Annotated in this window: 29 protein-coding genes and 1 pseudogene; 17 read left to right on the forward strand and 13 right to left on the reverse strand. The window is 63.8% G+C overall.

Annotation, left to right across the window (positions count from 1 at the left end; genetic code table 11):
- Positions 1–70: 70 nt before the first annotated feature.
- From ACQ4OD_RS15000 to dadA, 3 genes are all read right to left on the reverse strand, one after another.
- Positions 71–619 carry a cupin domain-containing protein gene (locus tag ACQ4OD_RS15000; RefSeq protein ID WP_023629132.1) on the reverse strand — a complete coding sequence of 183 codons (549 nt, stop codon included), beginning with the start codon at positions 617–619 and terminating at the stop codon, positions 71–73.
- A gap of 108 nt (positions 620–727) precedes the next feature.
- Entirely contained in the window at positions 728–1,801 is a 1,074-nt protein-coding gene (gene alr / locus ACQ4OD_RS15005) for an alanine racemase (RefSeq protein WP_430944527.1), read from the reverse strand.
- 205 nt (positions 1,802–2,006) lie between these two features.
- Entirely contained in the window at positions 2,007–3,308 is a 1,302-nt protein-coding gene (gene dadA, locus ACQ4OD_RS15010; RefSeq protein ID WP_139674893.1) for a D-amino acid dehydrogenase, read from the reverse strand.
- A 156-nt stretch (positions 3,309–3,464) separates the two neighbouring features.
- Between dadA and dadR the strand changes: the two genes are divergently transcribed.
- On the forward strand, positions 3,465–3,953 hold the full coding sequence (dadR, locus tag ACQ4OD_RS15015) for a transcriptional regulator DadR (RefSeq protein WP_003258963.1): 489 nt from the start codon (positions 3,465–3,467) through the stop codon (positions 3,951–3,953).
- A gap of 4 nt (positions 3,954–3,957) precedes the next feature.
- On the opposite strand, the gene ACQ4OD_RS15020 is transcribed toward dadR, so the two are convergent.
- Positions 3,958–4,311 carry a YkgJ family cysteine cluster protein gene (locus tag ACQ4OD_RS15020; protein ID WP_110696757.1) on the reverse strand — a complete coding sequence of 118 codons (354 nt, stop codon included), beginning with the start codon at positions 4,309–4,311 and terminating at the stop codon, positions 3,958–3,960.
- 144 nt (positions 4,312–4,455) lie between these two features.
- Between ACQ4OD_RS15020 and ACQ4OD_RS15025 the strand changes: the two genes are divergently transcribed.
- The gene (locus ACQ4OD_RS15025) at positions 4,456–5,748 is read left to right on the forward strand and encodes an NAD(P)/FAD-dependent oxidoreductase (RefSeq protein WP_430944517.1); all 1,293 of its coding nucleotides are present in this window, start codon (positions 4,456–4,458) and stop codon (positions 5,746–5,748) included.
- On the opposite strand, the gene ACQ4OD_RS15030 is transcribed toward ACQ4OD_RS15025, so the two are convergent.
- Positions 5,745–5,975 carry a DUF1127 domain-containing protein gene (locus ACQ4OD_RS15030; protein ID WP_046857575.1) on the reverse strand — a complete coding sequence of 77 codons (231 nt, stop codon included), beginning with the start codon at positions 5,973–5,975 and terminating at the stop codon, positions 5,745–5,747. The two genes, ACQ4OD_RS15025 and ACQ4OD_RS15030, sit on opposite strands and share 4 nt — an antisense overlap.
- A 176-nt stretch (positions 5,976–6,151) precedes the next feature.
- Between ACQ4OD_RS15030 and ACQ4OD_RS15035 the strand changes: the two genes are divergently transcribed.
- On the forward strand, positions 6,152–7,582 hold the full coding sequence (locus tag ACQ4OD_RS15035; RefSeq protein WP_430944518.1) for a PLP-dependent aminotransferase family protein: 1,431 nt from the start codon (positions 6,152–6,154) through the stop codon (positions 7,580–7,582).
- A gap of 60 nt (positions 7,583–7,642) precedes the next feature.
- Positions 7,643–9,193, forward strand: coding sequence for a phospholipase D family protein (locus ACQ4OD_RS15040; RefSeq protein WP_430944519.1), 1,551 nt, complete (start codon positions 7,643–7,645; stop codon positions 9,191–9,193).
- A gap of 34 nt (positions 9,194–9,227) precedes the next feature.
- On the opposite strand, the gene ACQ4OD_RS15045 is transcribed toward ACQ4OD_RS15040, so the two are convergent.
- A complete protein-coding gene (locus tag ACQ4OD_RS15045; protein WP_102684797.1) occupies positions 9,228–10,367 on the reverse strand; it encodes an MFS transporter in 1,140 nt (379 codons plus the stop codon).
- 133 nt (positions 10,368–10,500) lie between these two features.
- Positions 10,501–11,994: an aldehyde dehydrogenase gene (locus ACQ4OD_RS15050; RefSeq protein ID WP_139674880.1), complete on the reverse strand. Its 1,494-nt coding sequence runs from the start codon at positions 11,992–11,994 to the stop codon at positions 10,501–10,503.
- Between the two features lie 195 nt (positions 11,995–12,189).
- Here ACQ4OD_RS15050 and ACQ4OD_RS15055 point away from each other — a divergent pair, with 195 nt between their 5' ends.
- A complete protein-coding gene (locus tag ACQ4OD_RS15055) occupies positions 12,190–12,549 on the forward strand; it encodes a cupin domain-containing protein (RefSeq protein ID WP_046857580.1) in 360 nt (119 codons plus the stop codon).
- Between the two features lie 106 nt (positions 12,550–12,655).
- On the opposite strand, the gene rpmG is transcribed toward ACQ4OD_RS15055, so the two are convergent.
- Positions 12,656–12,811, reverse strand: coding sequence for a 50S ribosomal protein L33 (gene rpmG / locus ACQ4OD_RS15060; protein WP_003253507.1), 156 nt, complete (start codon positions 12,809–12,811; stop codon positions 12,656–12,658).
- A gap of 11 nt (positions 12,812–12,822) precedes the next feature.
- The gene (rpmB, locus tag ACQ4OD_RS15065) at positions 12,823–13,059 is read right to left on the reverse strand and encodes a 50S ribosomal protein L28 (protein ID WP_023629974.1); all 237 of its coding nucleotides are present in this window, start codon (positions 13,057–13,059) and stop codon (positions 12,823–12,825) included.
- Between the two features lie 372 nt (positions 13,060–13,431).
- On the opposite strand from rpmB, the gene ACQ4OD_RS15070 reads away from it, so the two are divergent.
- Positions 13,432–15,021 carry an ABC transporter substrate-binding protein gene (locus tag ACQ4OD_RS15070; RefSeq protein ID WP_430944520.1) on the forward strand — a complete coding sequence of 530 codons (1,590 nt, stop codon included), beginning with the start codon at positions 13,432–13,434 and terminating at the stop codon, positions 15,019–15,021.
- 57 nt (positions 15,022–15,078) lie between these two features.
- Here ACQ4OD_RS15070 and radC read toward each other — a convergent pair whose 3' ends face one another.
- Positions 15,079–15,759, reverse strand: coding sequence for a RadC family protein (gene radC, locus ACQ4OD_RS15075; protein WP_198755108.1), 681 nt, complete (start codon positions 15,757–15,759; stop codon positions 15,079–15,081).
- 127 nt (positions 15,760–15,886) lie between these two features.
- On the opposite strand from radC, the gene coaBC reads away from it, so the two are divergent.
- The 8 genes and pseudogenes from coaBC to ACQ4OD_RS15115 all read left to right on the forward strand — a co-directional run bounded on the left by coaBC (position 15,887) and on the right by ACQ4OD_RS15115 (position 22,290).
- A complete protein-coding gene (coaBC, locus tag ACQ4OD_RS15080) occupies positions 15,887–17,098 on the forward strand; it encodes a bifunctional phosphopantothenoylcysteine decarboxylase/phosphopantothenate--cysteine ligase CoaBC (protein ID WP_102684801.1) in 1,212 nt (403 codons plus the stop codon).
- Positions 17,099–17,103: 5 nt separating this feature from the next.
- Positions 17,104–17,559 carry a dUTP diphosphatase gene (gene dut, locus ACQ4OD_RS15085; RefSeq protein WP_102684802.1) on the forward strand — a complete coding sequence of 152 codons (456 nt, stop codon included), beginning with the start codon at positions 17,104–17,106 and terminating at the stop codon, positions 17,557–17,559.
- A 135-nt stretch (positions 17,560–17,694) separates the two neighbouring features.
- Positions 17,695–19,068: pseudogene (locus ACQ4OD_RS15090) on the forward strand (phosphomannomutase/phosphoglucomutase); the annotation flags it as partial.
- Positions 19,069–19,098: 30 nt separating this feature from the next.
- Positions 19,099–20,004, forward strand: coding sequence for an acetylglutamate kinase (gene argB / locus ACQ4OD_RS15095; protein WP_023629901.1), 906 nt, complete (start codon positions 19,099–19,101; stop codon positions 20,002–20,004).
- Between the two features lie 206 nt (positions 20,005–20,210).
- Positions 20,211–20,891, forward strand: coding sequence for a CsgG/HfaB family protein (locus ACQ4OD_RS15100; protein WP_102684804.1), 681 nt, complete (start codon positions 20,211–20,213; stop codon positions 20,889–20,891).
- 30 nt (positions 20,892–20,921) lie between these two features.
- On the forward strand, positions 20,922–21,290 hold the full coding sequence (locus ACQ4OD_RS15105; RefSeq protein ID WP_102684805.1) for a DUF4810 domain-containing protein: 369 nt from the start codon (positions 20,922–20,924) through the stop codon (positions 21,288–21,290).
- The gene (locus ACQ4OD_RS15110) at positions 21,287–21,946 is read left to right on the forward strand and encodes a DUF799 domain-containing protein (RefSeq protein ID WP_028689941.1); all 660 of its coding nucleotides are present in this window, start codon (positions 21,287–21,289) and stop codon (positions 21,944–21,946) included. The genes ACQ4OD_RS15105 and ACQ4OD_RS15110 overlap by 4 nt, the downstream gene beginning before the upstream one ends.
- Before the next feature lie 137 nt (positions 21,947–22,083).
- On the forward strand, positions 22,084–22,290 hold the full coding sequence (locus ACQ4OD_RS15115) for a hypothetical protein (protein ID WP_139674874.1): 207 nt from the start codon (positions 22,084–22,086) through the stop codon (positions 22,288–22,290).
- Between the two features lie 56 nt (positions 22,291–22,346).
- Here the strand turns inward: ACQ4OD_RS15115 and pyrE are convergent, their stop codons facing one another.
- Entirely contained in the window at positions 22,347–22,988 is a 642-nt protein-coding gene (gene pyrE, locus ACQ4OD_RS15120) for an orotate phosphoribosyltransferase (protein ID WP_102684575.1), read from the reverse strand.
- A gap of 80 nt (positions 22,989–23,068) precedes the next feature.
- Between pyrE and ACQ4OD_RS15125 the strand changes: the two genes are divergently transcribed.
- Entirely contained in the window at positions 23,069–23,848 is a 780-nt protein-coding gene (locus ACQ4OD_RS15125; RefSeq protein WP_023629898.1) for an exodeoxyribonuclease III, read from the forward strand.
- Between the two features lie 47 nt (positions 23,849–23,895).
- On the opposite strand, the gene ACQ4OD_RS15130 is transcribed toward ACQ4OD_RS15125, so the two are convergent.
- On the reverse strand, positions 23,896–24,264 hold the full coding sequence (locus ACQ4OD_RS15130) for a DUF4870 domain-containing protein (RefSeq protein WP_139674867.1): 369 nt from the start codon (positions 24,262–24,264) through the stop codon (positions 23,896–23,898).
- A gap of 24 nt (positions 24,265–24,288) precedes the next feature.
- Positions 24,289–25,011: a ribonuclease PH gene (gene rph, locus ACQ4OD_RS15135; RefSeq protein ID WP_046857587.1), complete on the reverse strand. Its 723-nt coding sequence runs from the start codon at positions 25,009–25,011 to the stop codon at positions 24,289–24,291.
- 225 nt (positions 25,012–25,236) lie between these two features.
- Between rph and ACQ4OD_RS15140 the strand changes: the two genes are divergently transcribed.
- Positions 25,237–26,100: a YicC/YloC family endoribonuclease gene (locus ACQ4OD_RS15140; protein WP_102684577.1), complete on the forward strand. Its 864-nt coding sequence runs from the start codon at positions 25,237–25,239 to the stop codon at positions 26,098–26,100.
- A gap of 13 nt (positions 26,101–26,113) precedes the next feature.
- Positions 26,114–26,770 carry a guanylate kinase gene (gene gmk, locus ACQ4OD_RS15145; RefSeq protein ID WP_139674862.1) on the forward strand — a complete coding sequence of 219 codons (657 nt, stop codon included), beginning with the start codon at positions 26,114–26,116 and terminating at the stop codon, positions 26,768–26,770.
- Positions 26,771–26,796 lie beyond the last annotated feature (26 nt).

A 26,796-nucleotide genomic window follows, 5' to 3' on the forward strand; every position in this document is an offset into this window, starting at 1 on the left:
GGGAACCTGGAAGGCGTGAAACGACCACACTCAGGGAAAGGGTATTGACCCTTCAATGCACTGCGCTGGATCAAAAGTTCGACGGGGTGGCCGCGCTGATCAGCCGGGCCGGCTCCTCGAACGGGTTGCGGAAGCGGTGCGGGCGGGTGCTTTCGAAGTAGTAGCTGTCACCGGCCTCGAGGATGAAGATCTCGGTGCCGACCACCAGTTCCAGGCGACCTTCGAGAAGAATGCCGGTCTCTTCGCCATCATGGGTGAGCATTTCCGCCCCCGTGTCGGCGCCCGGCGGGTAGACCTCGGTCAGAAACGCGATGGCGCGATTGGGGTGCGACTTGCCGACCAATTTCATGGTCACCGCGCCATCGGAGATGTCGATCAGCTCGTGCGCCTTGTAGACGATCTGGGTTGGGCTTTCGGGCGCGAGTTCCACCGAGAAGAACTCGACCATGGACATGGGGATACCGCTGAGCACTTTGCGCAGGGAGCTGATCGACGGGCTCACGCTGTTCTTCTCGATCATCGAGATGGTGCTGTTGGTCACCCCCGCGCGCTTGGCGAGTTCGCGCTGGGACAGGCCCTTGAGCTTGCGGATGGCTTGCAGTCGTTCACCGACGTCCAAAGCTTGCGCCTCCAGAAACGGTCGAGGTTGGGGGAGTGTGAACGATATGATGGCAATGCCGTTCAGTATTTACAACACACAGCCCCGCAGCCTGTCCGCTTCAGCGCCTTATTCGCCGATATAGTCCAGCGGCACGCGCTTGAGATTGCAGAAGATCTGGTACGGAATGGTCCCGGCCTGCATGGCCACGTCGCTGGCCAGCACTTGCTTGCCCCACAACTCGACCGGGCTGCCGATAGTGGCCTCGGGCACCTCTGTGAGGTCGACGCAGAGCATGTCCATCGACACGCGGCCAATCAGCTGGGTGCGCTTGCCGGCCACCACCACTGGCGTGCCAGTAGGTGCCTGGCGCGGGTAGCCGTCGGCATAACCCATGGCGACCACGCCGACCCGCGTCGGCCGAGGGCTGACGAACTTGGCGCCATAGCCCACAGGCTCGCCGGCGGGCAGCTCGCGCACGCTGATGATGCGTGATTGCAGGGTCATCACTGGCTGCAGACGAGCAGCCTCGGCCTGCTCCACTTCGAACGGCGTGGCGCCGTAGAGCATGATGCCCGGGCGCACCCAGTCGCTCTTGATGCTCGGCCAGCCCAGCACGGCCGGCGAGTTGCGCAGGCTGCACTCGGCGGCCAGCCCCTGGCGGGCGGCCTCGAACACGGCGACCTGCTGTGCGGTAGCGGCGGCGTCGAGCTCGTCGGCGCGGGCGAAGTGGCTCATCAGTACGATGCGCGAGACCTTGCCGCTGGCCAGCAGGCGCTGGTAGGCGTCGGCGTAGTCCTTGGGGTGCACGCCGACACGGTGCATGCCGGTGTCCATCTTCAACCAGACGGTCAGCGGCTTGTGCACCGAGGTCTTCTCGATCGCTTCCAACTGCCATGGCGAATGCACCACGCACCACAGATCATGTTCGGCGATCAGCGCCAGCTCGCTGGCCTCGAAGAAACCTTCGAGCAACAGTACCGGTGCCTTGATGCCCGCCGCGCGCAGCTCCAGGGCCTCCTCGATGCAGGCTACGGCAAAACCGTCGGCCTCGGTTTCGAGCGCCAGTGCGCAACGCACCGCGCCATGGCCATAGGCATCGGCCTTGACCACGGCCAGGGCCTTGGCGCCGGTCAGCTCACGGGCCAGGCGGTAGTTGTGTCGAAGGGCTTGGAGGTCGATCAGGGCACGGGCGGGACGCATGGCGGCAGCCTTCTGGCAGTTCTGGTTATCGATAAAGCCCCGGCGCGGCAAGTGGGGGTAGGTACCCACCGCGCCGGGGTGAGGGAACAGGTCAATCGTTTTCACTTCACATCGCGAGGCAAGCTCGCTCCCACCGCAACGCTACAGTGTTCGTGGGAGCGACGGTGCGCCGATGCGACTTGCCTCGCGATGAAGCGGGCAGCCCTTACTGGTGCGCAGGTGCCGGCTGGCCGTGCTTGGCGATCTCACGGCTGTTGCCATAACGCGAGATGTCCAGGCCTTCGGCACTGATCTGCGGCTTCTTGCGCGCAATCAGGTCGGCCAGCAGGCGACCGGAACCGCAGGCCATGGTCCAGCCCAGGGTGCCGTGACCGGTGTTGAGGAACAGGTTACGGAACTTGGTCGCCCCGACGATCGGGGTGCCATCCGGAGTGGCCGGGCGCAGGCCGGTCCAGAAGCTCGCCTGGCTCAGGTCGCCGCCGCGAGGATAAAGGTCGTTGACGATCATCTCCAGCGTTTCGCGTCGACGCGGGTTAAGCGAAAGGTCAAAACCGGCGATCTCGGCCATGCCGCCGACACGGATGCGGTTGTCGAAACGGGTGATGGCGACCTTGTAGGTCTCGTCCAGGATGGTCGAAGTCGGCGCCATGTCACCATTGGTGATCGGCACGGTCAACGAGTAGCCCTTGAGCGGGTAGACCGGTGCCTTGATGCCCAGCGGCTTGAGCAGCTGCGGCGAGTAGCTGCCCAGGGCGAGCACGTAGCGGTCGGCGGTTTCCAGCTTGCCGTCGATCCAGACGCCGTTGATGCGGTCACCGGCGAAGTCCAGGCGCTGGATGTCCTGGCCGAAGCGGAACTCGACACCCAGCTTGATGGCCATCTCGGCGAGCTTGGTGGTGAACATCTGGCAGTCGCCAGTCTGGTCGTTGGGCAGGCGCAGGGCGCCAGCGAGGATACCCTTCACGCTCTCCAGGGCCGGTTCGACCCGGGCAATGCCGTCACGGTCGAGCAGCTCGTACGGTACGCCGGACTGCTCCAGCACTGCGATGTCCTTGGCCGCGGCGTCCAGCTGCGCCTGGGTGCGGAACAGCTGGGTGGTTCCCAGGCTGCGGCTTTCGTAGGCGATGCCGGTTTCGGCGCGCAGCTCGTCGAGGCAATCGCGGCTGTACTCGGACAGGCGCACCATGCGCTCCTTGTTCACCGCATAACGGCTGGCGGTGCAGTTGCGCAGCATCTGGGCCATCCACAGGTACTGGTCGACGTCTCCGGTCAGCTTGATGGCCAGGGGCGCGTGGCGTTCCAGCAGCCACTTGATGGCTTTCAGCGGCACGCCCGGTGCGGCCCAGGGCGAGGCATAGCCGGGCGAGATCTGGCCTGCGTTGGCGAAGCTGGTTTCCATGGCCACCGCCGGCTGGCGATCGACCACCGTCACCTCGAAACCTTGCCGGGCCAGATAGTAGGCACTGGCGGTACCGATCACACCGCTACCAAGTACCAGAACTCGCATTGTTGTATCCCTCGCACGCGGCTTGCCGCAGTCTTTTGTTGAAATGGCATGGATGCGCGCAGTATAAGAATCTCCGACCAGTGCTATTCACTATATAAGCAGCTATATTTGGCGAGAATTCTCGGCAAAATTGCCTTTCACGGAGGGGCATCCCCTATGAGAACCCAGCACCAGAGCAAGCGTGAACTGGACAAGATCGACCGCAACATCCTGCGGATCCTGCAGAATGACGGGCGTATCTCCTTCACCGAACTGGGCGAGAAGGTCGGGCTGTCCACCACCCCCTGCACCGAACGGGTGCGGCGCCTGGAACGCGAGGGGATCATCATGGGCTACAACGCCCGGCTCAACCCGCAGCACCTGAAGGGCAGCTTGCTGGTGTTCGTCGAGATCAGCCTGGACTACAAGTCCGGCGACACCTTCGAGGAGTTCCGCCGCGCCGTGCTCAAGCTGCCCCATGTACTGGAATGCCACCTGGTATCCGGGGATTTCGACTACCTGGTGAAGGCGCGAATCTCGGAGATGGCGTCGTATCGCAAGCTGCTCGGCGACATCCTGCTCAAGCTGCCCCATGTGCGCGAGTCGAAGAGCTACATCGTGATGGAAGAAGTGAAAGAGAGCCTGTGCCTGCCGATTCCGGACTGAAGCCTTACACCAGCACCTGGCGGGTACTGGCGATATAGGTGTGAACCAGCTGCTCGGCCGCCGGGTCGATCGGCTGCTCCGGGCCCCGCCCCCTGGGGCAGGCCAGCCGCGGCGTGGTGCCGAACAGGCGGCAGATCATCGGGCGCTCTTCATATACGGTGCAGCCGTTCGGGCCCAGGTGCACACAGTCCAGGCGCTCCAGCGCGGCTTCCTGCTCGGCCTGGGTCTTGCGCGGCAGGCGGGCCATTTCCTCGGCCGAGGTGGTGACCGGGCCGCAGCAGTCATGGCAGCCGGGCTCGCACTCGAACGAGGGGATGAGCTCGCGCAGGAAATGGATCTTGTGGCGGTTGCAGGACATAAACGGCGCATCTGGGACATGAGTGCTGGATTATAAGGCAATCGCAGGAATCATCGTGGGAGCGGCGGTGCGCCGATGCGACTTGCCCCGCGATTGGCCGGTTGCCTATCCTCGCCTTTTCGCCTTGCACCCAGGAAACGACACATGGTCCACAGCGCGCAACACGCCGCCTCCTACTACGCCGCCAGCAGCGCGCCACACCCCGACTACCCGTTCCTGCAAGGCGAGCACAGCGCCGACGTATGCATTGTCGGCGGTGGCTACTCGGGCCTGAACACCGCCATCGAATTGGCCGAACGCGGCTTGTCGGTGATCCTCCTGGAAGCACGCAAGCTCGGCTGGGGCGCCAGCGGCCGCAACGGTGGCCAGCTCATCCGGGGCGTCGGCCACGGCCTGGAGCAGTTTCTCCCGGTGATCGGTGAAGAAGGCCTACGCAGCATGAAGCTGATGGGCCTGGAAGCCGTGGAAATCGTACGCGAGCGCGTCGAGCGCCATGGCATCGACTGCGACCTGACCTGGGGCTACTGCGACCTGGCCAACAAGCCCGCCGAACTGGAAGGCTTCGCCGAGGACGCCGAGGAACTGCGCAGCCTGGGCTATCGTCACGAACTGCGCCTGGTGCAGCCCGGCGACATGCACTCGGTAGTAGGTTCTGATCGCTATGTCGGCGGCCTGATCGACATGGGTTCGGGTCACCTGCATCCACTCAACCTAGCGCTGGGCGAAGCCGCCGTGGCCAGGCGCCTGGGTGTCGGCTTGTACGAGCAGTCGGAAGTGACCCGCATCGACTACGGCCCGGAAGTGAAGGTGCATACCGCCCAAGGCAGAGTGCGCGCCAAGACGCTGGTGCTGTGCTGCAACGCCTACCACAACGACCTCAACCGCGAACTGGGCGGCAAGGTGCTGCCCGCCGGCAGCTACATCATCGCCACCGAGCCCTTGGGTGAGGAGCGCGCCCGCCAGTTGCTGCCGCAGAACATGGCGGTATGCGACCAGCGCGTGGCGCTGGATTACTATCGCCTCTCTGCCGACAAACGCCTGCTGTTCGGCGGCGCCTGCCACTATTCCGGGCGCGACCCGCAGGACATCGCCGCCTACATGCGCCCGAAAATGCTCAAGGTGTTCCCGCAACTGGCCGATGTGCGCATTGATTACCAATGGGGCGGCATGATCGGCATCGGTGCCAACCGCCTGCCGCAGATCGGCCGCTTGGCCAGCCAGCCCAACGTCTACTACGCCCAGGCTTATTCGGGCCACGGGCTCAACGCCACCCACCTCGCCGGACGCCTGCTCGGCGAGGCCATCAGTGGCCAGCAGAGCGGGCGCTTCGATCTGTTCGCCAAGGTCCCGCATACCACCTTCCCCGGCGGCAAACTGCTGCGTTCGCCGCTGCTGGCACTGGGGATGCTCTGGTATCGACTCAAAGAGCTGGTCTAGTCACGCCAGAAGGGCTTGCTCGCCTCATGCCGAGCCTGCTCCCAGCTGATGCCAATATCGCGCAGTTGGTAATCCTCCAGCTGCAACAGGGCCCTGCGGGTGCGCCAGCGATGCAGCATCAGGCTCCAACGACCCATGCCTTGAGGCGCGCTGAAGACCCGGGGACGCTGCTCCGACTCCAGTTCGCTGGCCAACAGTTGCAAGCGCACATCGCTCATGCCACCCATCACCACGTCCTCCGTTCAGTACCTGACGTGGAGACAGCATGCGGGTACACCCCATGCCAATACAGATCCAAAATCGACTTATTATTCCCATACAGAATTGGCGCAAATAGGGCTGCATGCGGTATTTTTCGCCTATCTGTACCGGTCCTTGGTCATCAGCTGAGCAGGAGTATGCAGTGACCCTCTATTTCAACCTCGCCGAACTGCTCGGTTCACGCATTGAGCAGGGCCTGTATCGCCCCGGCCAGCGCCTGCCGTCAGTGCGCGCCCTGAGCGTGGAGCACGGCGTCAGCCTGAGCACCGTGCAGCAGGCTTACCGCCTTCTGGAGGACAACGGCCTGGTCTCGCCGCGCCCCAAGTCCGGCTACTTCGTCGCCGAGGACCGCCAGCTACCAGCCCTGCCAGCCATCAGCCGCCCAGCCCAGCGTCCTGTGGATATCTCCCAGTGGGAGCAAGTGCTGGAGCTGGTGCGCGCCACCCCGCGCCCGGACGTGATCCAGCTCGGCCGTGGCATGCCCGACGTCGACAGTCCCACGCTCAAGCCACTGTTGCGCAGCCTGGCGCAGATCAGCCGGCGCATGGACATGCCCGGCCTGTACTATGACAACATCCACGGCAACGCCCTGCTGCGCGAGCAGATCGCCCGGCTGATGCTCGACTCCGGCTGCCGCCTGGGCCCGGCCGACCTGGTGGTGACCACCGGCTGCCACGAGGCGCTGTCGTGCAGTATTCGCGCGGTATGCGAACCCGGTGACATCGTCGCGGTCGATTCACCCAGCTTCCACGGCGCCATGCAGACGCTCAAAGGCCTGGGCATGAAGGCCCTGGAAATCCCCACCGACCCCATCACCGGCATCAGCCTGGAAGCCCTCGAACTGGCCCTCGAACAATGGCCGATCAAGCTCATCCAGATCACCCCCAACTGCAACAACCCCATGGGCTACATCATGCCCGAGACGCGCAAGAAGGCGCTGCTCACCCTGGCCCAGCGCTACGACGTGGCGATCCTCGAGGACGACGTGTATGGCGACCTGGCATACACCTACCCGCGCCCGCGCACCATCAAGTCGTTCGACGACGATGGCCGCGTGCTGCTCTGCAGCTCGTTTTCCAAGACCCTGGCGCCAGGCCTGCGGATTGGCTGGGTTGCTCCGGGGCGCTACCTGGAACGGGTGCTGCACATGAAGTACATCAGCACCGGCAGTACCGCTTGCCAGCCGCAACTGGCGATCGCCGACTTCATCGCCGAAGGTCACTACCAGCCGCACCTGCGGCGCATGCGCAGCCAGTACCAGCGCGGCCGCGACCAGATGTGCGACTGGGTGACCCGCTTCTTCCCGACAGGCACCCGGGCCAGCCGCCCACAAGGTGGCTTCATGCTGTGGGTTGAGCTGCCGGAAAGTTTCGATACGCTGCGCCTGAACCGCGCTTTACTGGAGCAAGGCGTGCAGATCGCGGTGGGCAGCATATTCTCGGCCTCGGGCAAGTACCGTAACTGCCTGCGCATGAACTTCGCCGCCCGGCCTACGGAGCAGATCGAAGCCGCCGTGCGCAAAGTCGGTGAAACCGCCCTTCGTCTACTGGATGCCGAACACCCTGGCGGGTAACTTTGCGCCGCCTGCCACGGTCCAACTTCATAAGCCCTTGCCGCACAGGACGATCCACCCTTGAGACTCCAGCATGCCCTGCCCCTGCTGCTGGTGCTGCTGCTCGGCCTGTCGGGCTGCGCCAGTGTCGGTACACCACGTGAAGTCAGCCAGGCGCTACCGGCGGCCGACTCGGCCTTCGGCCGCTCGGTGCAGCGCCAGGCCGCGCCCTACGAGGGACGCTCGGGCTTTCGCCTGCTGCCCAACAGCAACGAGGCATTCCGCGCCCGCGCGGAGCTGATCCGCAACGCCCAGGCAAGCATCGACCTGCAGTACTACATCGTCCACGATGGTCTCAGCACCCGCGCCCTGGTCCATGAACTGCTGCGTGCCGCCGACCGCGGCGTACGGGTACGCATCCTGCTCGACGACACCACTAGCGATGGTCTCGACAACCTCATGGGCACCCTCGCCGCCCATCCGAACATTCACATCCGAGTGTTCAACCCGCTGCACCTGGGACGCAGTACCGGGGCGACCCGGGCCGTCGGCCGGCTGTTCAACCTGTCACGCCAGCATCGGCGCATGCACAACAAGCTGTTCCTGGTGGACAACAGCATGGCCATAGTCGGCGGCCGCAACCTGGGCGACGAGTACTTCGACGCCGAACCCAACCTCAACTTCACCGACATCGACCTGCTGGGTGTGGGGCCTGTGGCCGAACAACTCGGACACAGCTTCGACCAGTACTGGAACAGCGCCTTGAGCCGCCCGATCGGCGACTTCCTCTGGCGCCAACCCGACGCCGACGACCTGTTCAGCAGCCGTCAGCGCCTGGAGGTGTCCCTGGCCGAAGCACGGACCAAGCGCAAGGCCCTGTACGACCGCTTGATGGCCTATCAGTCGCAGCCGCGCCTGGATGTGTGGCGCAATGAGCTGATCTGGGCCCACAGCCAGGCTTTGTGGGACGCGCCGAACAAAGTCCTGGCAGACGGCGAGCCGGACCCGCAACTGCTGATGACCCAGCAACTGGCCCCCGACCTGAACCGCGTGCACAAGGAATTGATCCTGGTGTCCGCCTACTTCGTACCCGGCGAGCCTGGCCTGCTGTACCTGACCAGTCGCGCCGACGCCGGCACCTCGGTCAAGCTCCTGACCAACTCGCTGGAAGCGACCGACGTGCCAGCGGTCCATGGCGGCTATGCGCCTTATCGCCGGGCCTTGGTGGAGCATGGCGTGCAGCTGTACGAGTTGCGCCGCCAGCCCGGCGATCCACGACCACGGCTGGGTTTCCACGGCAGCTCCGATTCGAGCCTGCACAGCAAGGCGATGGTGTTCGACCGAAGCAAGACCTTCATCGGCTCGTTCAACTTCGACCCGCGTTCCGTGCTGTGGAACACCGAAGTGGGCGTGATGGTGGACAGCCCTGAGCTGGCCGAGTACACCCGCGAACTGGCGCTACAAGGCATGGCTCCAGCGCTGAGTTACCAGGTGAAGCTGGTGGACGGGAGGATGGTCTGGGCGACCGAGGACAACGGCCAGCGGCACATGTTGGTGACCGAGCCCGGGGGGATATGGCGACGCTTCAATGCCTGGATCAGCAAGGCGGTCGGGTTGGAGAAGATGTTGTAGAACGCATCGCGGGCAAGCCCGCGATTGCAATCGGTCAGGCAGAAGCCGGCTCGAAGGCATCTCGCCGCCGCGTCAGCAGCACCAACCCCGCCGCGCCCACTGCCATCAGCAACGGCAGCGCATGCCCGCTGATCCACTGGCTTCCCGCCCCGGCCAGCAAAGGTCCGAGCAGGCAACCGATACCCCACAGCTGCGCCACATGAGCATTGGCCCGCACCAGTTCGTCATCCCGGTAGCGCTCGCCGATCAGCACCAGCGACAAGGTGAACAACCCACCCGCACTGGCACCGAACAGCACCCACAGCGGCCAGATCACAGGTGTGTGCAACAGCAGGGGAATCGCCAGGCTGGACACCATCAAGGTCAGTGCACAACCGCTGAACAACGTGCGCCGCGACATGCGGTCGGCCAAGGCGCCAATCGGCAATTGCAACACCGCATCACCCACCACCACGGTGCTGACCATGAACAACGCCACCTCCGTGGTGAACCCTTGCTGCAGGCAGTACACCGGCAGCAACGTCAGGATCATCGCCTCGAATGCCGCGAACAGCGCGATGGCCCAGGCGATCACCGGCAGACGCCGACAGAAGCCGAACAGGTCGGCGAAGGTGACGCTGCACGCCTCGGTGGTCGGTGCACCGCCGCGCCCCAGCAGGATCAGCGGCGCGACCAGCAATAACCCGGTCGCGGCCCAGAAACCGAAATCGTCGTCCGAACCCAGAAAACCCAGCACCAGCGGCCCGGCCAACTGGCTCAGCGCATAGCTGCTGCCATACAGCGCCACCAACCGGCCACGCCACTGTTCGACCACCAACTGGTTGATCCAGCTCTCACCAAGGATGAACACCACCGTCAGCGACATACCGATCATCAAACGCAGCACCAGCCACAGGGCATAGCTGGGCAGCACCGCCACCAGGCCGATCGACAGCGCCCCACCCCACAGGCACAGGCGCATGGCCATGGGCACGCCGACCCAGCCGGCAAGACGGCTGGCCAGGCTGGCACCGACCAATACTCCGAGGGCCGGCATCGCCGCCATCACACCGATGGCGAACCCACCGTAGCCCCAGCCCTCCAGGCGCAGGGAGACCAGCGGCATGCTCACGCCGAGCGCAAGCCCGACACTGAGCACCGACGCGAGGACGGCAAAGTAGGTTCCCCAACGCATCACAGCCTCCTTTCAGCGCAAATCGTGTATGACAGAGACGACAAAGCCGGGACGGCGTGAACCGGCCCGGCTGTCTGCGGCTCATCGCGGGGCAAGCCCGCTCCCACGAGTACCGCGATGAGACGTTACTGGATCACAGCTTGATCCAGGTCGCCTTCAGCTCGGTGTACTTCTCCAGCGCGTGCAGCGACTTGTCACGGCCGTTGCCCGACTGCTTGAAGCCACCGAACGGCGCGGTCATGTCGCCACCGTCGTACTGGTTGACCCAGACACTGCCGGCGCGCACGGCGCGAGCAGTCTTGTGTGCCTTGGAGATGTCCGAGGTCCAGATGCCTGCCGCCAGGCCGTATGGCGTGTCGTTGGCGATGGCCACGGCCTCTTCGGCGGTATCGAAGGTGATCACCGACAGTACCGGGCCGAAGATCTCTTCCTTGGCGATCTTCATGGCGTTGGTCACGCCGTCGAAGATGGTCGGCTCGACGTAGGTGCCGCCGCTCTCCTCGAGGGTACGCTTGCCACCGGCCAGCAGCTTGGCGCCATCCTGATGGCCGGCCTCGATGTAGGACAGCACGGTGTTCATCTGCTGGGTGTCGACCAGTGCGCCGACGGTGGTCGCCGGGTCCAGCGGGTTGCCCGGTTTCCAGGCCTTGAGGGCCTCGACCACCATGGGCAGGAACTTGTCCTTGATCGAGCGCTCGACCAACAGGCGGGAACCTGCGGTGCAGACTTCGCCCTGGTTGAAGGCGATGGCGCTGGCGGCAGCCTCGGCGGCGGCCTGCAGGTCAGGGGCGTCGGCGAAGACGATGTTCGGGCTCTTGCCACCGGCTTCCAGCCAGACACGCTTCATGTTCGACTCACCGGCATAGACCATCAGCTGCTTGGCGATCTTGGTCGAGCCGGTGAACACCAGGGTGTCGACGTCCATGTGCAGGGCCAGGGCCTTGCCCACGGTGTGGCCGTAGCCTGGCAGCACGTTCAGCACGCCAGCCGGAATACCGGCCTCGATGGCCAGCTGGGCGATGCGGATCGCGGTCAGCGGCGACTTTTCGGACGGTTTGAGCACGATGGAGTTACCGGTGGCCAAGGCAGGGCCCAGCTTCCAGCATGCCATCAGCAGCGGGAAGTTCCACGGTACGATGGCACCGACCACACCCACTGGCTCGCGGGTCACCAGGCCGAGCTGGTCGTGCGGGGTCGGCGCGACTTCGTCGTAGACTTTGTCGATGGCTTCGGCGGTCCAGTGGATGGCGTTGGCCGCCCCCGGGATATCGATGCTGGAGGAGTCACCGATCGGCTTGCCCATGTCGAGGGTTTCGAGCAGGGCCAGTTCCTCGACGTTCTTGCGCAGCAAGTCGGCGAAGCGGATCAGCTTGGCCTTGCGCTTGGCGGGGGCCAGGCGAGACCAGGCGCCGGATTCGAACACGGCGCGGGCGTTGTCGACAGCGCGGTTGGCGTCGGCCAGGTCGCAGCTGGCGACCTTGGCCAGGAAGCGTCCGTCCACCGGGCTCAGGCAGTCGAAGGTTTCACCGGATGCGGCATCGGTGTATTCGCCGTTGATGAAGGCGCGACCTTCGATCTTCAGTTGCTGGGCACGCTGTTCCCAGTCCGCACGAGTCAGGGTGGTCATAGGAAACTCCTCTCTTGTTAAGGTGCAACGCCGCACTGAGGACTCACGGGCGCTGTCAGAAATTCTGGCCGGGTGACGACGCACACGGGCACCTGCCACCCTAAACCAGGGCGGGGAAACTATCAATATATTTGACACCAACGGCTCAAATGCCTACTGATGTTCATTTTATTAAACAACAACAGGGTAACCACCATGAGTATCACCAGCATCGTCGACTTTGCTCAGGTTCTGACCGAAGCCGAACGCTACCGCCCGGCGGCGGAGAAAATCCTCAAGGGCGAGCCTGACCAGGCTGTCTACAACCACTACGCCAGCCCGTGCGGGCAATTCGCCGCGGGCGTCTGGGAGGGCGAGGTGGGCCAGTGGACGGTGAACTACACCGAGCACGAGTACTGCGAGATCGTCCAGGGTGTGTCGGTGCTGCGCGACCAGGACGGTGGCGCCAAGACCTTGCGTGCCGGCGATCGCTTTGTGATCCCCGCAGGCTTCAAGGGCACCTGGGAAGTGCTGGAGCCGTGCCGCAAGATCTATGTGATGTTCGAGCAGAAATGAACCCGATCGCGGGACCCGGCTTCATGCAGGCCCCGCGATGACTTTGCTGGAGACATAAAAAAACCCGCCACCTTGCGGTTGCGGGTTTTTTCAGGTTGCCGATCAATTACTTGATCTTGGCTTCCTTGTACACCACGTGCTTGCGGACGACCGGATCGTACTTCTTGATCTCGATCTTGTCCGGAGTGGTGCGCTTGTTCTTGTCGGTGGTGTAGAAGTGGCCGGTACCGGCACTCGAAACCAGACGGATCAATTCACGCATGATGTTCTCCTTTAAACCTTGGCGCCAGCGCGACGGATGTCGACCAGAACGGCATCAATGCCGCGCTTGTCGATGATACGCATGCCTTTGGCGGAAACGCGCAGACGCACGAAGCGCTTCTCGGACTCAACCCAGAAACGGTGGTGCTGCAGGTTCGGCAGGAAACGACGACGGGTTTTGTTGTTTGCGTGGGAAATATTGTTCCCAGTTACCGGACCCTTACCGGTAACTTGACAGACTCTCGACATGCCTCAGCCCTCTAAAACCACATGCCCAACCCGGCATGGGTTGGCCGCTTAATCTCTCAGTCAATGGCGCCAAGGCGCCGTGTTCCCGGGGGTCTTATCGGCCGGGTGCGCTTACGCGACAGACCGAGCCCCTAGAAAAGAGCGCTGCTTTATACCAGAAAGACTCCGCCACAACAACAGAATATGAGAGTTCCGGTCGGGCCGAGCGCGCCTGGGCAGCATAACGACTGGGGCGGCAAGCTGTCGACCGCCCGTCGCCGAATTAATGCGAAAGGGTGTGGTCATTTGCCCATGCCCGCACTAGGGTAGGACATTTCCTCAATTTTCCAGACTGCACCGGCAGATGGGCCACCGACCAGCCAAGGAGTCACCATGCGTGCCGCCGCCCTTTCCCTCCTGTTCACCACCCTGTGCGCCGCGGGCTTTGCCCAGGCCGCAGCACTGTCGGTGTGCACCGAAGCCAGCCCCGAAGGCTTCGACGTGGTGCAGTACAACTCGCTGACCACCACCAACGCCTCGGCCGACGTGCTGATGAACCGCCTGGTCGAGTTCGACGCCGCCGAGGGCAAGGTGGTGCCGAGCCTGGCGCAAAGCTGGACGGTGTCGCCTGACGGCCTGGTCTACGACTTCAAGCTGCGCCCGGACGTGAAGTTTCACACCACCGCTTACTTCAAGCCGACCCGCGAACTGGACGCCGACGACGTGCTGTTCAGCTTACAACGCATGCTCTACCCGGCCCACGCCTGGCACAAGACCGCCCCGGGCGGCTACCCGCATGCCCAATCTCTGCAACTGGGCAGCCTGATCAAGGCCATCGACGCACCCGAGCCGCACACCGTGCGCTTCACCCTGACCCACGCCGACGCCACTTTCCTGGCCACCCTGAGCATGGGCTTTGCCTCGATCTACTCCGCCGAGTATGCCGACAAGCTGCTCAAGGCCGGCACCCCCGAGAAACTCAACAACCAGCCAGTGGGCACCGGCCCGTTCGTCTTCCAGCGTTTCCAGAAAGACGCCGTGGTGCGCTACCGCGCCAATCCTGACTATTTCGCCGGCAAGCCGTCGATCGACCCGCTGATCTACGCCATCACCCCGGACGCCAACGTCCGCCTGCAAAAGATCAGGCGCGGCGAATGCCAGGTGGCCCTGTCGCCCAAGCCGCTGGACATCGCCGAGGCCGGCAAGGACGGCAACCTCAAGGTCGCCACCACCCCGGCATTCATGACCGCCTTCGTCGCCATCAACAGCCAGCACCCGCCACTGGACAAGCCTGAAGTGCGCCAGGCCATCAACCTGGCCTTCGACAAACCGGCCTACCTCAAGGCCGTGTTCGAAGACACCGCCACCGCCGCCACCGGCCCCTATCCGCCCAATACCTGGAGCTATGCCAAGGACCTGCCCGGCTACACCATGGACCACAGGAAAGCCAAGGCACTGCTGGCCAAGGCCGGCCTGGCCGAGGGATTCGAGACCAACATCTGGACCCGCCCGTCGGGTAGCCTGCTCAACCCCAACCCCAGCCTGGGCGCACAGATGCTGCAGGCCGACCTTGCGAAAATCGGCATCAAGGCCGAGATCCGCACCATCGAGTGGGGCGAGCTGATCCGCCGCGCCAAGGCCGGCGAGCACGACCTGCTGTTCATGGGCTGGGCGGGTGACAATGGCGACCCGGACAACTTCCTCAGCCCGCAGTTTGCCTGCGCTGCGGTGAAGTCCGGGACCAACTTCGCCCGGTTCTGCGACAGCCGCCTGGACCAGCTGATCAACGCCGGACGCACCACCAACGACCAGAGCGTGCGCAGCCGGCTGTACCAGCAGGCTCAGACGCTGATTCAGCAACAGGCGCTGTGGCTGCCGCTGGCTCACCCGACGGCGGCCGCGCTGCTGCGCCAGGACGTACAGGGTTACCAGGTGAGCCCGTTCGGGCGGCAGGATTTCAGCAAGGTCTCAGTCAACCGCTGACGCCCAATCGCGAGGCAAGCCCACAGTCATTGTGAAAGCGAGCTTGCCCCGCGCTGCCTAACCGACCAGCCATCCATGCTCGACCATCGACAACGGCTCGCCATCACCCACGATGACGTGGTCCATAACCCGCACATCGATCAGCGCCAGCGAGCGCTTGAGCATCAGCGTCAAGTGCACGTCATCCTGGCTCGGCTCGCAAATGCCCGACGGATGGTTATGGCAGAGGATCAGGGCCGCCGCGTTGTGCAGCAATGAGCGCCGAACGACCTCGCGAGGGTAGATACTCGCGCGGTCGATGGTGCCACGGAACAGTATCTCGAACGCCAACGGACGATGCTTGGTGTCCAGGAACAGGCAGCCGAACACCTCGCTGGACTCGTGCCGCAGCATGGACTTGAGATAGCGCCTCACCGAGGTCGGGCTCTCCAGGACCGACGCACGCTCGATGTGTTCATCCAGGTAGCGCCTGCCTATTTCCAGCAATGCCTGCAACTGCGCATACCGCACCGGCCCCAGGCCAGGCTCGCGCAGCACCATGGCCCGATCCGCCTCGAGGAACTGCCGGAGCCCGCCGAACTTCGCCAGCAGCCCACGCGCCAGGTCGAGCACATTGCGTCCGGCAACCCCAGACCCCAGCAGTACCGCCAGCAATTCCGCATCCGACAGGATCGCCGCCCCGCGCTGCAACAACTTCTCCCTCGGCCGTTCTTCAGCCGGCCACTCCCTGATGTTCATTTCCCCTCCTCGCCTGCCACTACGGCCCCTTTGGGCGCTGTGTTAATCTAGTTCGCTTCGAAAATGCGACGATCTGCCGCAGGCAGCTGTCGTCGCCACCCGCTTTCACTGGAATAAGGCAAGGCCTATGCAGCGGTTGTATCGCAAGCGCATCGTTCTCGGCGTGGGTGGCGGCATCGCCGCCTACAAGAGCGCCGAGCTGATTCGCCGACTCCTGGAACACGGCGCGCAGGTGCGCGTGGTCATGACCCGTGGTGGCGCCGAGTTCATCACCCCGCTCACGCTGCAGGCGCTGTCCGGCCACCCGGTCCATCTGGATCTGCTCGACCCCGCGGCCGAAGCGGCCATGGGCCATATCGAGCTGGCCAAATGGGCCGACCTGGTGCTGATCGCCCCGGCCACTGCCGACCTGATGGCGCGCATGGCCCAGGGCATGGCCGACGACCTGCTGACCACCCTGGTACTGGCTACCGACGCCACCGTCGCCGTCGCCCCGGCGATGAACCAGGCCATGTGGCGCGACCCGGCGACCCAGGCCAACCTCGAGCTGCTGAAAAGCCGCGGCATCCAGGTATTCGGCCCGGCCTCCGGCAGCCAGGCCTGTGGCGACGTGGGCCTGGGCCGCATGCTCGAAGCCACCGACCTGGCCTGGTGCGCCGCCGAAAGCTTCAAGCGCCAGGCCCTGACCGGCAAGCACGTGCTGATCACCGCCGGCCCTACGCAAGAGAACATCGACCCGGTGCGTTACATCACCAACCATAGTTCAGGGAAGATGGGCTTCGCCCTGGCCGAGGCTGCCGCCGAAGCCGGGGCCCGGGTGACCCTCGTCACCGGACCTGTGCACCTGCAGACCCCCGACCGGGTCAGCCGCATCGACGTGGTGAGCGCGCGGGACATGCTCGCGGCCTGCGAAGCAGCCATGCCTTGCGACCTGTTCATCGCCTCGGCTGCGGTCGCGGACTACCGCCCTGAGGTCGTCGCCTCACAGAAACTTAAGAAAGATCCCACTACCGGCGACGGCATGCTGCTGCAGATGGTGCGCAATCCCGATATCCTTGCGACCATTGCCGGCCGCGCCGATCGCCCGTTCAGCGTCGGTTTCGCCGCCGAGACCGAGCACCTGCTCGACTACGCCACGCGCAAGCTCAAGGACAAGAACCTCGACCTGATCGTCGCCAATGATGTGGCCAACCCCAGCATCGGCTTCAACAGCGAGGAAAACGCCCTGACCGTGATAGACCGGCAGCAGCATCAAACCCTCTTCGCGCAGACCAGCAAAGGCAAGATTGCCCGTCAGCTGGTCGCCTTCATCGCCGAACGGCTCAACCAGGTTCAATAAGTTACATGCACGCTCTTCAAGCCAAGATCCTCGACCCTCGCCTGGGCACCGAATTCCCCCTGCCGCAGTACGCCACTCCAGGCTCGGCAGGCCTCGACCTGCGCGCCCTGCTCAAAGAAGACACCGTCCTCGAGCCAGGCCAGACCCTGCTGATCCCCACCGGCCTGTCGGTGTACATCGGCGACCCGGGCCTGGCGGCCATGATCCTGCCGCGCTCAGGCCTGGGCCATAAGCACGGCATCGTACTGGGCAACCTGGTCGGCCTGATCGACTCCGACTACCAGGGCGAGCTGATGGTGTCCTGCTGGAACCGCGGCAGCACGCCGTTCACCATCACCGTCGGCGAGCGCATCGCGCAGCTGATCCTGGTGCCGGTGGTGCAGGCGCACTTCGATATCGTCGAGCAGTTCGACGAAACCCAGCGTGGCGCCGGCGGCTTCGGCCATTCGGGCACCCGCTGAGCCGACGACAGACCGTTCGGGCCATGGATGGCGAACTCTGCGGCGAAACCAACGTCCAAGCGTTCAGTTTGTGCCTGCCCAGAAGCCTTTGAATACTTGGAGTCCCCAGAGATGAACGACATGGCCCAGCTGGTCCCCGCACTGCCCGACAGTATCTTCCGCGCCTATGACATCCGCGGCGTGGTCGGCAAGACCCTGCATGCCGAGACCGCCTACTGGATCGGCCGCGCCATTGGCGCCCAGACCCTCGCCCAGGGCGAGCCACAGATCTCGGTCGGCCGCGATGGCCGCCTGTCCGGCCCGATGCTGGTCGAGCAACTGATCAAGGGCCTGGTCGAGGCCGGTTGCCAGGTCAGCGACGTCGGCCTGGTGCCGACCCCGGCGTTGTACTACGCCGCCAATGTGCTGGCCGGCAAGTCGGGCGTGATGCTCACCGGCAGCCACAACCCCTCGGACTACAACGGTTTCAAGATCGTCATCGCCGGCGATACCCTGGCCAATGAACAGATCCAGGCCCTGCTGACCCGCCTGAAGACCAATGACCTGACCCGTGGCGATGGCCGCGTGGAAAAGGTCGAGATCCTTGAACGCTACTTCCAGCAGATCGTCGCCGATGTGAAACTGGCCAAGCGCCTGAAGGTGGTTGTCGACTGCGGCAACGGCGCGGCCGGCGTGGTCGCTCCGCAACTGATCGAAGCGTTGAACTGTGAGGTGATCCCACTGTTCTGCGAAGTCGACGGCAACTTCCCCAACCACCACCCGGATCCGGGCAAGCCCGAGAACCTGGAGGACCTGATCGCCAAGGTGAAAGAGACCGGCGCCGATATCGGCCTGGCCTTCGATGGCGACGGTGACCGCGTGGGTGTGGTGACCAACACCGGCAGCATCGTCTACCCCGACCGCCTGCTGATGCTGTTCGCCCAGGACGTGCTGTCGCGCAACCCGGGCGCCGAGATCATCTTCGACGTCAAATGCACGCGCCGCCTGACCCCGCTGATCGAACAGCACGGTGGCCGCGCGCTGATGTGGAAGACCGGCCACTCGCTGATCAAGAAGAAGATGAAACAGACCGGCTCGCTGCTGGCCGGCGAGATGAGCGGGCACATCTTCATCAAGGAGCGCTGGTACGGTTTCGACGACGGCATCTACAGCGCCGCGCGCCTGCTGGAGATCCTCAGCAAGGCCGGGCAGGACGCCGAAAGCCTGTTCGCCGCGTTCCCCAATGATATTTCCACGCCGGAAATCAACATTGATGTGACCGACGAGGGTAAATTCAGCATCATTGATGCACTGCAACGCGACGCCGATTGGGGCGAAGCCAGCCTGACCACCATCGACGGTGTGCGGGTCGACTACCCCAACGGCTGGGGCCTGGTTCGCGCCTCCAACACCACACCGGTGCTGGTGCTGCGCTTCGAGGCCGACAGCGCCGCAGAACTCGACCGAATCAAGGCTGTATTCCGCACGCAGCTGCTGCGGGTCCAACCAGGCCTGCAACTGCCGTTCTGACGACTATCCGTTCCTTACCTGGAGCCCTGCATGACCCTCGATCGCGATGCCGCTTCCCATGTAGCCGAGGTTTTGTCCGAAGCACTGCCTTACATCCGCCGCTTCGTCGGCAAGACCCTGGTGATCAAGTACGGCGGCAACGCGATGGAGAGCGAGGAGCTCAAGACCGGCTTCGCCCGTGACATCGTGCTGATGAAGGCCGTGGGCATCAACCCGGTGGTGGTGCACGGTGGCGGCCCGCAGATCGGCGACCTGCTCAAGCGCCTGTCGATAGACAGCCACTTCATCGATGGCATGCGCGTGACCGACGCGGCGACCATGGACGTGGTGGAGATGGTCCTGGGCGGCCAGGTGAACAAGGACATCGTCAACCTGATCAACCGCCACGGCGGCAGCGCCATCGGCCTGACCGGCAAGGATGCTGAGCTGATCCGCGCCAAGAAACTCACCGTCACCCGCCAGACGCCGGAGATGACCACCCCGGAAATCATCGACATCGGCCATGTCGGCGAGGTCGTCAGCGTCAACACCGACTTGCTGAACATGCTGGTCAAGGGTGACTTCATCCCGGTGATCGCGCCGATCGGCGTGGGCGCCAACGGCGAGTCGTACAACATCAACGCCGACCTCGTGGCCGGCAAGGTGGCCGAGGCGCTGAAGGCCGAGAAGCTGATGCTGCTGACCAACATCGCCGGCCTGATGGACAAGCAGGGCGAGGTCCTCACGGGGCTGAGCACCGAGCAGGTCAACGAACTGATCGCCGATGGCACCATCTACGGCGGCATGCTGCCGAAGATCAAGTGCGCACTGGATGCCGTCCAGGGTGGCGTGAACAGCTCGCACATCATCGACGGTCGCGTGCCGAATGCCGTGCTGCTGGAGATCTTCACCGACAGCGGCGTGGGCACGTTGATCAGCAACCGCAAACCACGCTGATCCAGCTGTAATCCTATCGCGGGGCAGGCCCGCTCCCAGCTGGGAGCAGGCCTGCCCCGCGATGCGTCCATCCCCGCCCACTCAAAAAGATGGCTTATAGCCATTACCCTTGATGTTTGACTATCAAGAATCCCGGTAGACTGCCGAAACAACGTGACAGCATGCTTGCTCGTTACGAATAGTTTCTATTTACCTGGAGAACACGCGTGAAATACGCATCACAAGGACTCGTGCTGGCAGCCGCCCTGGCTGTCGGGTCCATCGCCGGCTGTGCCACCGAAACCTCCACCGCTGTTGCCGTGCAACAGGTCGAAAGCGTCAGTCGTCCCTACAGCGGCGTGCGCACGCCGATCGCCGTGGGCAAGTTCGACAACCGCTCCAGCTACATGCGCGGCATCTTCTCCGACGGCGTCGACCGCCTCGGCGGCCAGGCCAAGACCATCCTGATCACCCACCTGCAGCAGACCAACCGTTTCAACGTGCTGGACCGCGACAACATGGGCGAGATCCAGCAGGAAGCGGCCATCAAGGGCCAGGCCCAGCGCCTGAAGGGCGCCGACTTCGTGGTGACCGGCGACGTCACCGAGTTCGGCCGCAAGGAAGTCGGCGATCACCAGCTGTTCGGCATCCTCGGCCGCGGCAAGACCCAGATCGCCTACGCCAAGGTCGCCCTGAACATCGTCAACATCAGCACATCCGAAGTGGTCTATTCGAGCCAAGGCGCCGGTGAATACGCCCTGTCCAACCGTGAAGTCATCGGCTTCGGCGGCACCGCCAGCTACGACTCGACCCTCAACGGCAAAGTGCTCGACCTGGCCATGCGCGAAGCTGTCAACAAGCTGGTGGGCGCAGTCGAAAGCGGCCAGTGGAAACCACAGGCGCAATAACAAGCACAACACGACAAGGAAGACCGTTCGATGAGCATCACCTACCCGGCCTGGCGCACTGTCGCCGGGCTGCTGCTGGGCAGCGTCCTGCTGGCCGGCTGCAATTCGCCCAAGACCCTGTACCAGTGGGAAAGCTACCAGCCCCAGGTATACGGCTACCTCAAAGGTGACGCCAAGGAAGAACAGGTCACCGCCCTGGAGCGCGACCTGGAGAAGATCAAGGCCAAGAACGGCGCAGTGCCACCGGGCTACCACGCGCAGCTGGGCCTGCTGTACTCCAGCCTGGGCAAGGATGACCAGATGATCCAGCAGTTCCGTACCGAAAAAGCGCTGTTCCCTGAGTCGGCGGCCTACATGGACTTCCTGATGAGCAACGCCAGCAAGGGAGCCCAGCAATGATCAAGCGCCTGACCCAACTGATCGTCGGCGCCTGCGTGCTGGCCCTGTTCGCCGGCTGCGCCGAGCGCAAGAGCATCGACTATTCGGCCTACAAGCAGAGCCGACCGAAGTCGATCCTGATCCTGCCGCCGCTGAACGAGTCGCCCGACGTCAAGGCCACCTACAGCATGCTGTCCCAGGTCACCTATCCGCTGGCCGAGGCCGGCTACTACGTGATGCCGGTGGCGCTGGTGGACGAGACGTTCCGCCAGAACGGCCTGACCACGCCGGCCGATATCCACCAGTTGCCCACAGCCAAGCTGAACGAGATCTTCGGCGCCGACGCCGGCCTGTACGTGACCGTCAGCGACTACGGCACCCGCTACATGGTGCTGAGCAGCGCGACCATTGTCACTGCCAGCGCCAAACTGGTCGACCTGAAGACCGGTGCCACCTTGTGGACCGGCAGTGCCACGGCCTCCAGCGAGGAAGGCAAGCAGAACCAGGGTGGCCTGATCGGCATGCTGGTGGCGGCGGCCATCAACCAGATCATCAGCAGCGTACAGGATGATGCCGGCTACCCGATCGCCGGGATGACCAGCGCACGCCTGCTGACGCCCTACCCGAATGGCGGGATCCTCTACGGGCCACGTTCGCCGAAGTACGGCACAGACTGACACGACGCGCAGGCGGCCCAAGGGCCGCCTTTCTTTTCCAGTTCGGAAAAATCCTACCGCCAGCACGGACAGGCACTACAACACGCATCTCTGCCAGCCGACTAGCATTCCAACTCCACCCCATCGGAGATACAGCGATGCAGAAAGAACTGGTCAAATATGGCAGCGATGTTTCCGCAGGCAGCTACGAATGCGCCGACTGCGGACGCAAGTACTCCAACCAGGGCAAGACCTCGATGCCTCCCTGCCCTGACTTCACCCCCGGCACCCACCCCAAGCGTGGCTGGAAGATCCTCACCGGCGTCGGTGATGCCGTGCAGGACCCTTACCCGAACCGCAGCTGAACCGCAGGCACGAAAAAGGCGACCCGAAGGTCGCCTTTTTCGTGCCTGCGGGCCGGTCAGATACCGTATTGCGCGCGGTAGGCCTCGACCGCCGGCAGGTGCTGCTTGAGCTGCGGATCGTCGGCCAGGAACTCCAGCACCTGGGTCAGCGAGACGATGCTGACCACCGGGATACCGAAGTCGCGTTCGACTTCCTGGATCGCCGACAGCGCGCCATTGCCCCGCTCTTCGCGGTTCAGTGCGATCAGCACACCGGCGGCCTTGGCCTGCTGGGCGTTGATGATCTGCATGACCTCGCGGATCGCGGTGCCGGCAGTGATCACGTCGTCGATGATCAGCACGTCACCGGCCAGCGGGGCACCGACCAGGCTGCCGCCCTCGCCGTGGTCCTTGGCCTCTTTGCGGTTGAAGCACCACGGCACGTCGAGCTGGTGCTGCTCGGCCAGGGCCACGGCAGTGGCCGCCGCCAGGGGAATGCCCTTGTAGGCCGGGCCGAACAGCACGTCGAAGGGGATCTTGCTGTCGACGATGGCCGCCGCGTAGCAACGCCCCAGCTGCGCCAGGGCGGACCCGGTATTGAACAGGCCAGCATTGAAGAAGTACGGGCTGGTACGCCCCGATTTCAGGGTGAACTCACCGAAGCGCAGAACGCCGCGATCGATGGCAAAACGGATGAAGTCGCGCTGATACGGCTGCATGAAAGGTCCCGGACACCACGGATTTAGCTAAATGTGTTGAGCTCGGGTATCATACACGCACGAGATTTTTGGGGCCATTTATGCGGATCATCAGTGTGAACGTAAATGGCATTCAGGCTGCGGCCGAGCGTGGATTGCTCAGCTGGTTGCAAGCCCAGAATGCCGACGTCATCTGCCTTCAGGATACCCGCGCCTCGGCCTTTGAACTCGACGACCCAGCTTTCCAGCTCGATGGCTATTTCCTTTACGCCTGCGACGCGGAGGTGCCCACCCAAGGTGGCGTGGCACTTTACTCGCGCATGCAGCCCAAGGCAGTCATCACCGGCCTGGGCTTCGAGACAGCCGACCGCTACGGGCGTTATCTGCAAGCAGATTTCGACAAAGTCAGTATTGCCAGCCTGTTGCTGCCTTCGGGCATGAACGGGGACGAAGACTTGAACCAGAAGTTCAAGTTGATGGACGACTTCGCCAAGTACCTGGACAAGCAACGCCGCAAGCGTCGCGAGTACATCTACTGCGGCTCGTTCTACGTGGCGCAGCAGAAGCTCGACATCAAGAACTGGCGTGACAGCCAACAGTCGCCGGGCTTCCTGCCGCCCGAACGCGCCTGGATGGACGCCATCGTCGGCGACATGGGTTATGTCGATGCCCTGCGCGAAGTCAGCCGTGAAGGCGACCAGTACAGCTGGTGGCCGGACAACGAACAGGCTGAGATGCTCAACCTGGGTTACCGGTTCGACTACCAGATCCTCACCCCAGGCCTGCGCCGTTTCGTGCGCAACGCCCGCCTGCCGCGCCAGCCGCGCTTTTCCCAGCATGCGCCGCTGATCGTGGACTATGACTGGACGCTGACCATCTGAGGATGGCACGCACAAAAAAGCCGACCATCAGGTCGGCTTTTTTGTTTCTATCTGATAGGCCGCCAGATGAAGGGATAGCGATACGGCTGCCCTTCATTGGCCTTGACCGCTGCCAGGATGATCAGGATCAGCACCGTCACCATCAGCACGGCGAACAGCAGGATGCCGATGAACACGAACATCAGCAGGAAGCAGACGAAGCCGGCGATGGTCACGCTGATCTGGAAGTTCAGCGCCTCCTTGCCCTGGGCATCGATAAAAGGGTCCTGCTCGCGCTTGAGGTGCCACAGCACCAGCGGGCCCAGCAAATGCCCCAGAGGCAGCACCAGCCCCAACAATGCCGAGAGGTGGCAGAACATTGCCCATTGCCTGATATCGGCGCTGGGCGGGGTGATCGGTAGATCCGAATCGTTCATGTCCCGCACCTCCCTGGCGTCTGCTCAGTCGGCCAGCGCCGCTTTCTGCAGTTCGAAGATCTCGTCCATGCCCTTCTGCGCCAGCGCCAGCATGGCGTTGAAGTCGGCAGGCTGGAACGGCGCGCCCTCGGCGGTGCCCTGTACCTCGATGAAACCACCGGCGCTGGTCATGACCACGTTCAGGTCGGTCTCGGCGGCGGAGTCCTCGAGGTAGTCGAGGTCGAGCACGGCCTCGCCCTGGTACATGCCCACCGATACCGCGGCAATCATGTGCTTGAGCGGGTTGCCACCCTTGAGGCCGCCACGTTTCTTGATCACCGCCAGGGCGTCGCACAGGGCAACCATGGCGCCGGTGATCGAGGCAGTGCGGGTGCCGCCGTCGGCCTGGATCACGTCGCAGTCGACGTACAGGGTGATGTCGCCGAGCTTGCTCATGTCCAGCGCAGCGCGCAGGGAGCGGCCGATAAGGCGCTGGATCTCTAGGGTGCGGCCGCCTTGCTTGCCACGGCTGGCCTCGCGCTGGTTACGCTCGCCGGTGGAGCGCGGCAGCATGCCGTACTCGGCGGTCAGCCAACCTTGGCCCTGGCCTTTGAGGAAGCGGGGAACACCGTTCTCGACGCTGACCGTGCAGATGACCTTGGTGTCACCGAACTCGACCAGAACCGATCCTTCGGCGTGCTTGGTGTAGTTGCGGGTAATGCGGATCGAGCGGAGCTGATCGGCGGCGCGACCACTTGGACGTTTCATCTGGAATACCTGTACGGGGACATTTGAATCTGCCGAGCATTATAGAGCCCGACGCCCGGCGAAGGCACGCCTGTCGTCGCGCTTGCGCAGCCTGTCGTGTTTTCCGACAGGTTTCGGGGCGACCGTTAGCATGGCTGGATTGGGCGCCCACGCCGCACTGCGCTACAATCCTGCGCCTTGCAGCCGACAGGCTCTCCGTCCACCTGAATACGCGAGGTACTCCCCATGGTGCATAGCATGACCGCTTTTGCTCGTGTCGAGCGCGCTGGCAGCCAAGGCACCCTGGTCTGGGAGCTGCGCTCGGTCAACCACCGCTATCTCGAACCCCACCTGCGCCTGCCCGAGGCCCTGCGCGACCTCGAAGGCGCCGTACGCGAAGGCCTGCGCCAAGGCCTCTCGCGCGGCAAGGTCGAGTGCACCCTGCGTCTGAGCGAGGACAGCACCGGCAAGCCACTGCAGGTCGATCGCGAACGTGCCGCGCAACTGGTCGCCGCCGCCGAAACCGTCGCCAGCCTGATCAAGCAACCGGCACCGCTCAACCCGCTGGAAGTACTGGCCTGGCCGGGCGTGCTGGTGGCCGACGCCACCGATCCGCAAGCGCTCAATGCCGAAGCCATCGCACTGTTCGACGAAGCCCTGACCGAACTCAAGGCCGGCCGCCAACGCGAAGGCGCCGAACTGGCCCGGCTGATCAACGAGCGCCTGGACAGCATGGCCGGAGAAGTCGCCACCCTGCGCGCCCTGGTGCCGCAGATGCTCGCCGCACAGCGGCAGAAGGTCCTCGACCGCTTCAGCGACATGCAGGCCGAGCTCGACCCACAACGCCTGGAACAGGAGATGGTCCTGCTGGCGCAGAAAAGCGACGTCGCCGAAGAGCTGGACCGCCTCAGCACTCACGTCACCGAAGTACGCCGGGTACTCAAGTCGGGCGGCGCCGCCGGCCGGCGCCTGGACTTCCTGATGCAGGAGCTCAACCGCGAAGCCAACACCCTTGGCTCCAAGGCATTCGACCCACGCAGCACGCAGGCGGCAGTCAACCTGAAGGTGCTGATCGAACAGATGCGTGAACAAGTACAGAACATCGAGTAAGGCCACCCCTACCATGAACCACAGCAGCGGCACCCTCTACATCGTCTCGGCCCCGTCCGGCGCCGGCAAGACCAGCCTGGTCACTGAGCTGATCAGGCAAGACCCGCGTGTGAGCGTCTCGGTATCGCATACCACGCGCAAGATGCGCCCAGGCGAAAAGCATGGAACGAACTATCACTTCGTCAGCCATGACGAGTTCAAGACACTCATCGCCAAGAATGACTTCCTTGAGCATGCCGAGGTGTTCGGCAATTTCTACGGTACTTCCCGCAGCGCGATGCAGCAGACGCTGAACAAGGGAAAAGACCTGATACTGGAAATCGACTGGCAAGGAGCCCGTCAGGTACGCAAGCTAATGCCAAAAGCGCGCTCGATCTTCATCCTGCCACCGAGCCAGCAGGCCCTGCGCCAACGCTTGGACGGTCGCGGCCAGGACAGCGAAGAAATCATCGCCGGACGCATGAAGGAAGCGGTCAGCGAGATGGAGCATTACAACGAGTACGAGTACGTCATCATCAACGACAAGTTTGATGATGCACTCGAAGACCTCAAGGCGGTGTTCCGCTCGAACCGCGAAGATGGTGCGGATGCCGTGCAGCATGCCGAAAAGCTGAAGCTGGATAACCAGCAGCGAGTACACCGAGCACTACTCAAAGAGCTGATCGGCTGAAGATAGCCTGGGTCTCTATGAGGCCC

This window comes from Pseudomonas sp. WC1 (genome assembly GCF_050586565.1).
Taxonomy (GTDB): domain Bacteria; phylum Pseudomonadota; class Gammaproteobacteria; order Pseudomonadales; family Pseudomonadaceae; genus Aquipseudomonas.

Excerpts from the sequence above, each read along its gene's own strand:
- alr (WP_430944527.1), bottom strand. The coding sequence starts at position 1,801 with ATGCGTCCCGCCCGTGCCCTGATCGACCTCCAAGCCCTTCGACACAAC.
- dadA (WP_139674893.1), bottom strand. The coding sequence starts at position 3,308 with ATGCGAGTTCTGGTACTTGGTAGCGGTGTGATCGGTACCGCCAGTGCC.
- dadR (WP_003258963.1), top strand. The coding sequence starts at position 3,465 with ATGAGAACCCAGCACCAGAGCAAGCGTGAACTGGACAAGATCGACCGC.
- ACQ4OD_RS15020 (WP_110696757.1), bottom strand. The coding sequence starts at position 4,311 with ATGTCCTGCAACCGCCACAAGATCCATTTCCTGCGCGAGCTCATCCCC.
- ACQ4OD_RS15025 (WP_430944517.1), top strand. The coding sequence starts at position 4,456 with ATGGTCCACAGCGCGCAACACGCCGCCTCCTACTACGCCGCCAGCAGC.
- ACQ4OD_RS15030 (WP_046857575.1), bottom strand. The coding sequence starts at position 5,975 with ATGGGTGGCATGAGCGATGTGCGCTTGCAACTGTTGGCCAGCGAACTG.
- ACQ4OD_RS15045 (WP_102684797.1), bottom strand. The coding sequence starts at position 10,367 with ATGCGTTGGGGAACCTACTTTGCCGTCCTCGCGTCGGTGCTCAGTGTC.
- ACQ4OD_RS15050 (WP_139674880.1), bottom strand. The coding sequence starts at position 11,994 with ATGACCACCCTGACTCGTGCGGACTGGGAACAGCGTGCCCAGCAACTG.
- ACQ4OD_RS15055 (WP_046857580.1), top strand. The coding sequence starts at position 12,190 with ATGAGTATCACCAGCATCGTCGACTTTGCTCAGGTTCTGACCGAAGCC.
- rpmG (WP_003253507.1), bottom strand. The coding sequence starts at position 12,811 with ATGCGTGAATTGATCCGTCTGGTTTCGAGTGCCGGTACCGGCCACTTC.
- rpmB (WP_023629974.1), bottom strand. The coding sequence starts at position 13,059 with ATGTCGAGAGTCTGTCAAGTTACCGGTAAGGGTCCGGTAACTGGGAAC.
- ACQ4OD_RS15070 (WP_430944520.1), top strand. The coding sequence starts at position 13,432 with ATGCGTGCCGCCGCCCTTTCCCTCCTGTTCACCACCCTGTGCGCCGCG.
- radC (WP_198755108.1), bottom strand. The coding sequence starts at position 15,759 with ATGAACATCAGGGAGTGGCCGGCTGAAGAACGGCCGAGGGAGAAGTTG.
- coaBC (WP_102684801.1), top strand. The coding sequence starts at position 15,887 with ATGCAGCGGTTGTATCGCAAGCGCATCGTTCTCGGCGTGGGTGGCGGC.
- dut (WP_102684802.1), top strand. The coding sequence starts at position 17,104 with ATGCACGCTCTTCAAGCCAAGATCCTCGACCCTCGCCTGGGCACCGAA.
- argB (WP_023629901.1), top strand. The coding sequence starts at position 19,099 with ATGACCCTCGATCGCGATGCCGCTTCCCATGTAGCCGAGGTTTTGTCC.
- ACQ4OD_RS15105 (WP_102684805.1), top strand. The coding sequence starts at position 20,922 with ATGAGCATCACCTACCCGGCCTGGCGCACTGTCGCCGGGCTGCTGCTG.
- ACQ4OD_RS15110 (WP_028689941.1), top strand. The coding sequence starts at position 21,287 with ATGATCAAGCGCCTGACCCAACTGATCGTCGGCGCCTGCGTGCTGGCC.
- ACQ4OD_RS15115 (WP_139674874.1), top strand. The coding sequence starts at position 22,084 with ATGCAGAAAGAACTGGTCAAATATGGCAGCGATGTTTCCGCAGGCAGC.
- pyrE (WP_102684575.1), bottom strand. The coding sequence starts at position 22,988 with ATGCAGCCGTATCAGCGCGACTTCATCCGTTTTGCCATCGATCGCGGC.
- ACQ4OD_RS15125 (WP_023629898.1), top strand. The coding sequence starts at position 23,069 with ATGCGGATCATCAGTGTGAACGTAAATGGCATTCAGGCTGCGGCCGAG.
- ACQ4OD_RS15130 (WP_139674867.1), bottom strand. The coding sequence starts at position 24,264 with ATGAACGATTCGGATCTACCGATCACCCCGCCCAGCGCCGATATCAGG.
- rph (WP_046857587.1), bottom strand. The coding sequence starts at position 25,011 with ATGAAACGTCCAAGTGGTCGCGCCGCCGATCAGCTCCGCTCGATCCGC.
- ACQ4OD_RS15140 (WP_102684577.1), top strand. The coding sequence starts at position 25,237 with ATGGTGCATAGCATGACCGCTTTTGCTCGTGTCGAGCGCGCTGGCAGC.
- gmk (WP_139674862.1), top strand. The coding sequence starts at position 26,114 with ATGAACCACAGCAGCGGCACCCTCTACATCGTCTCGGCCCCGTCCGGC.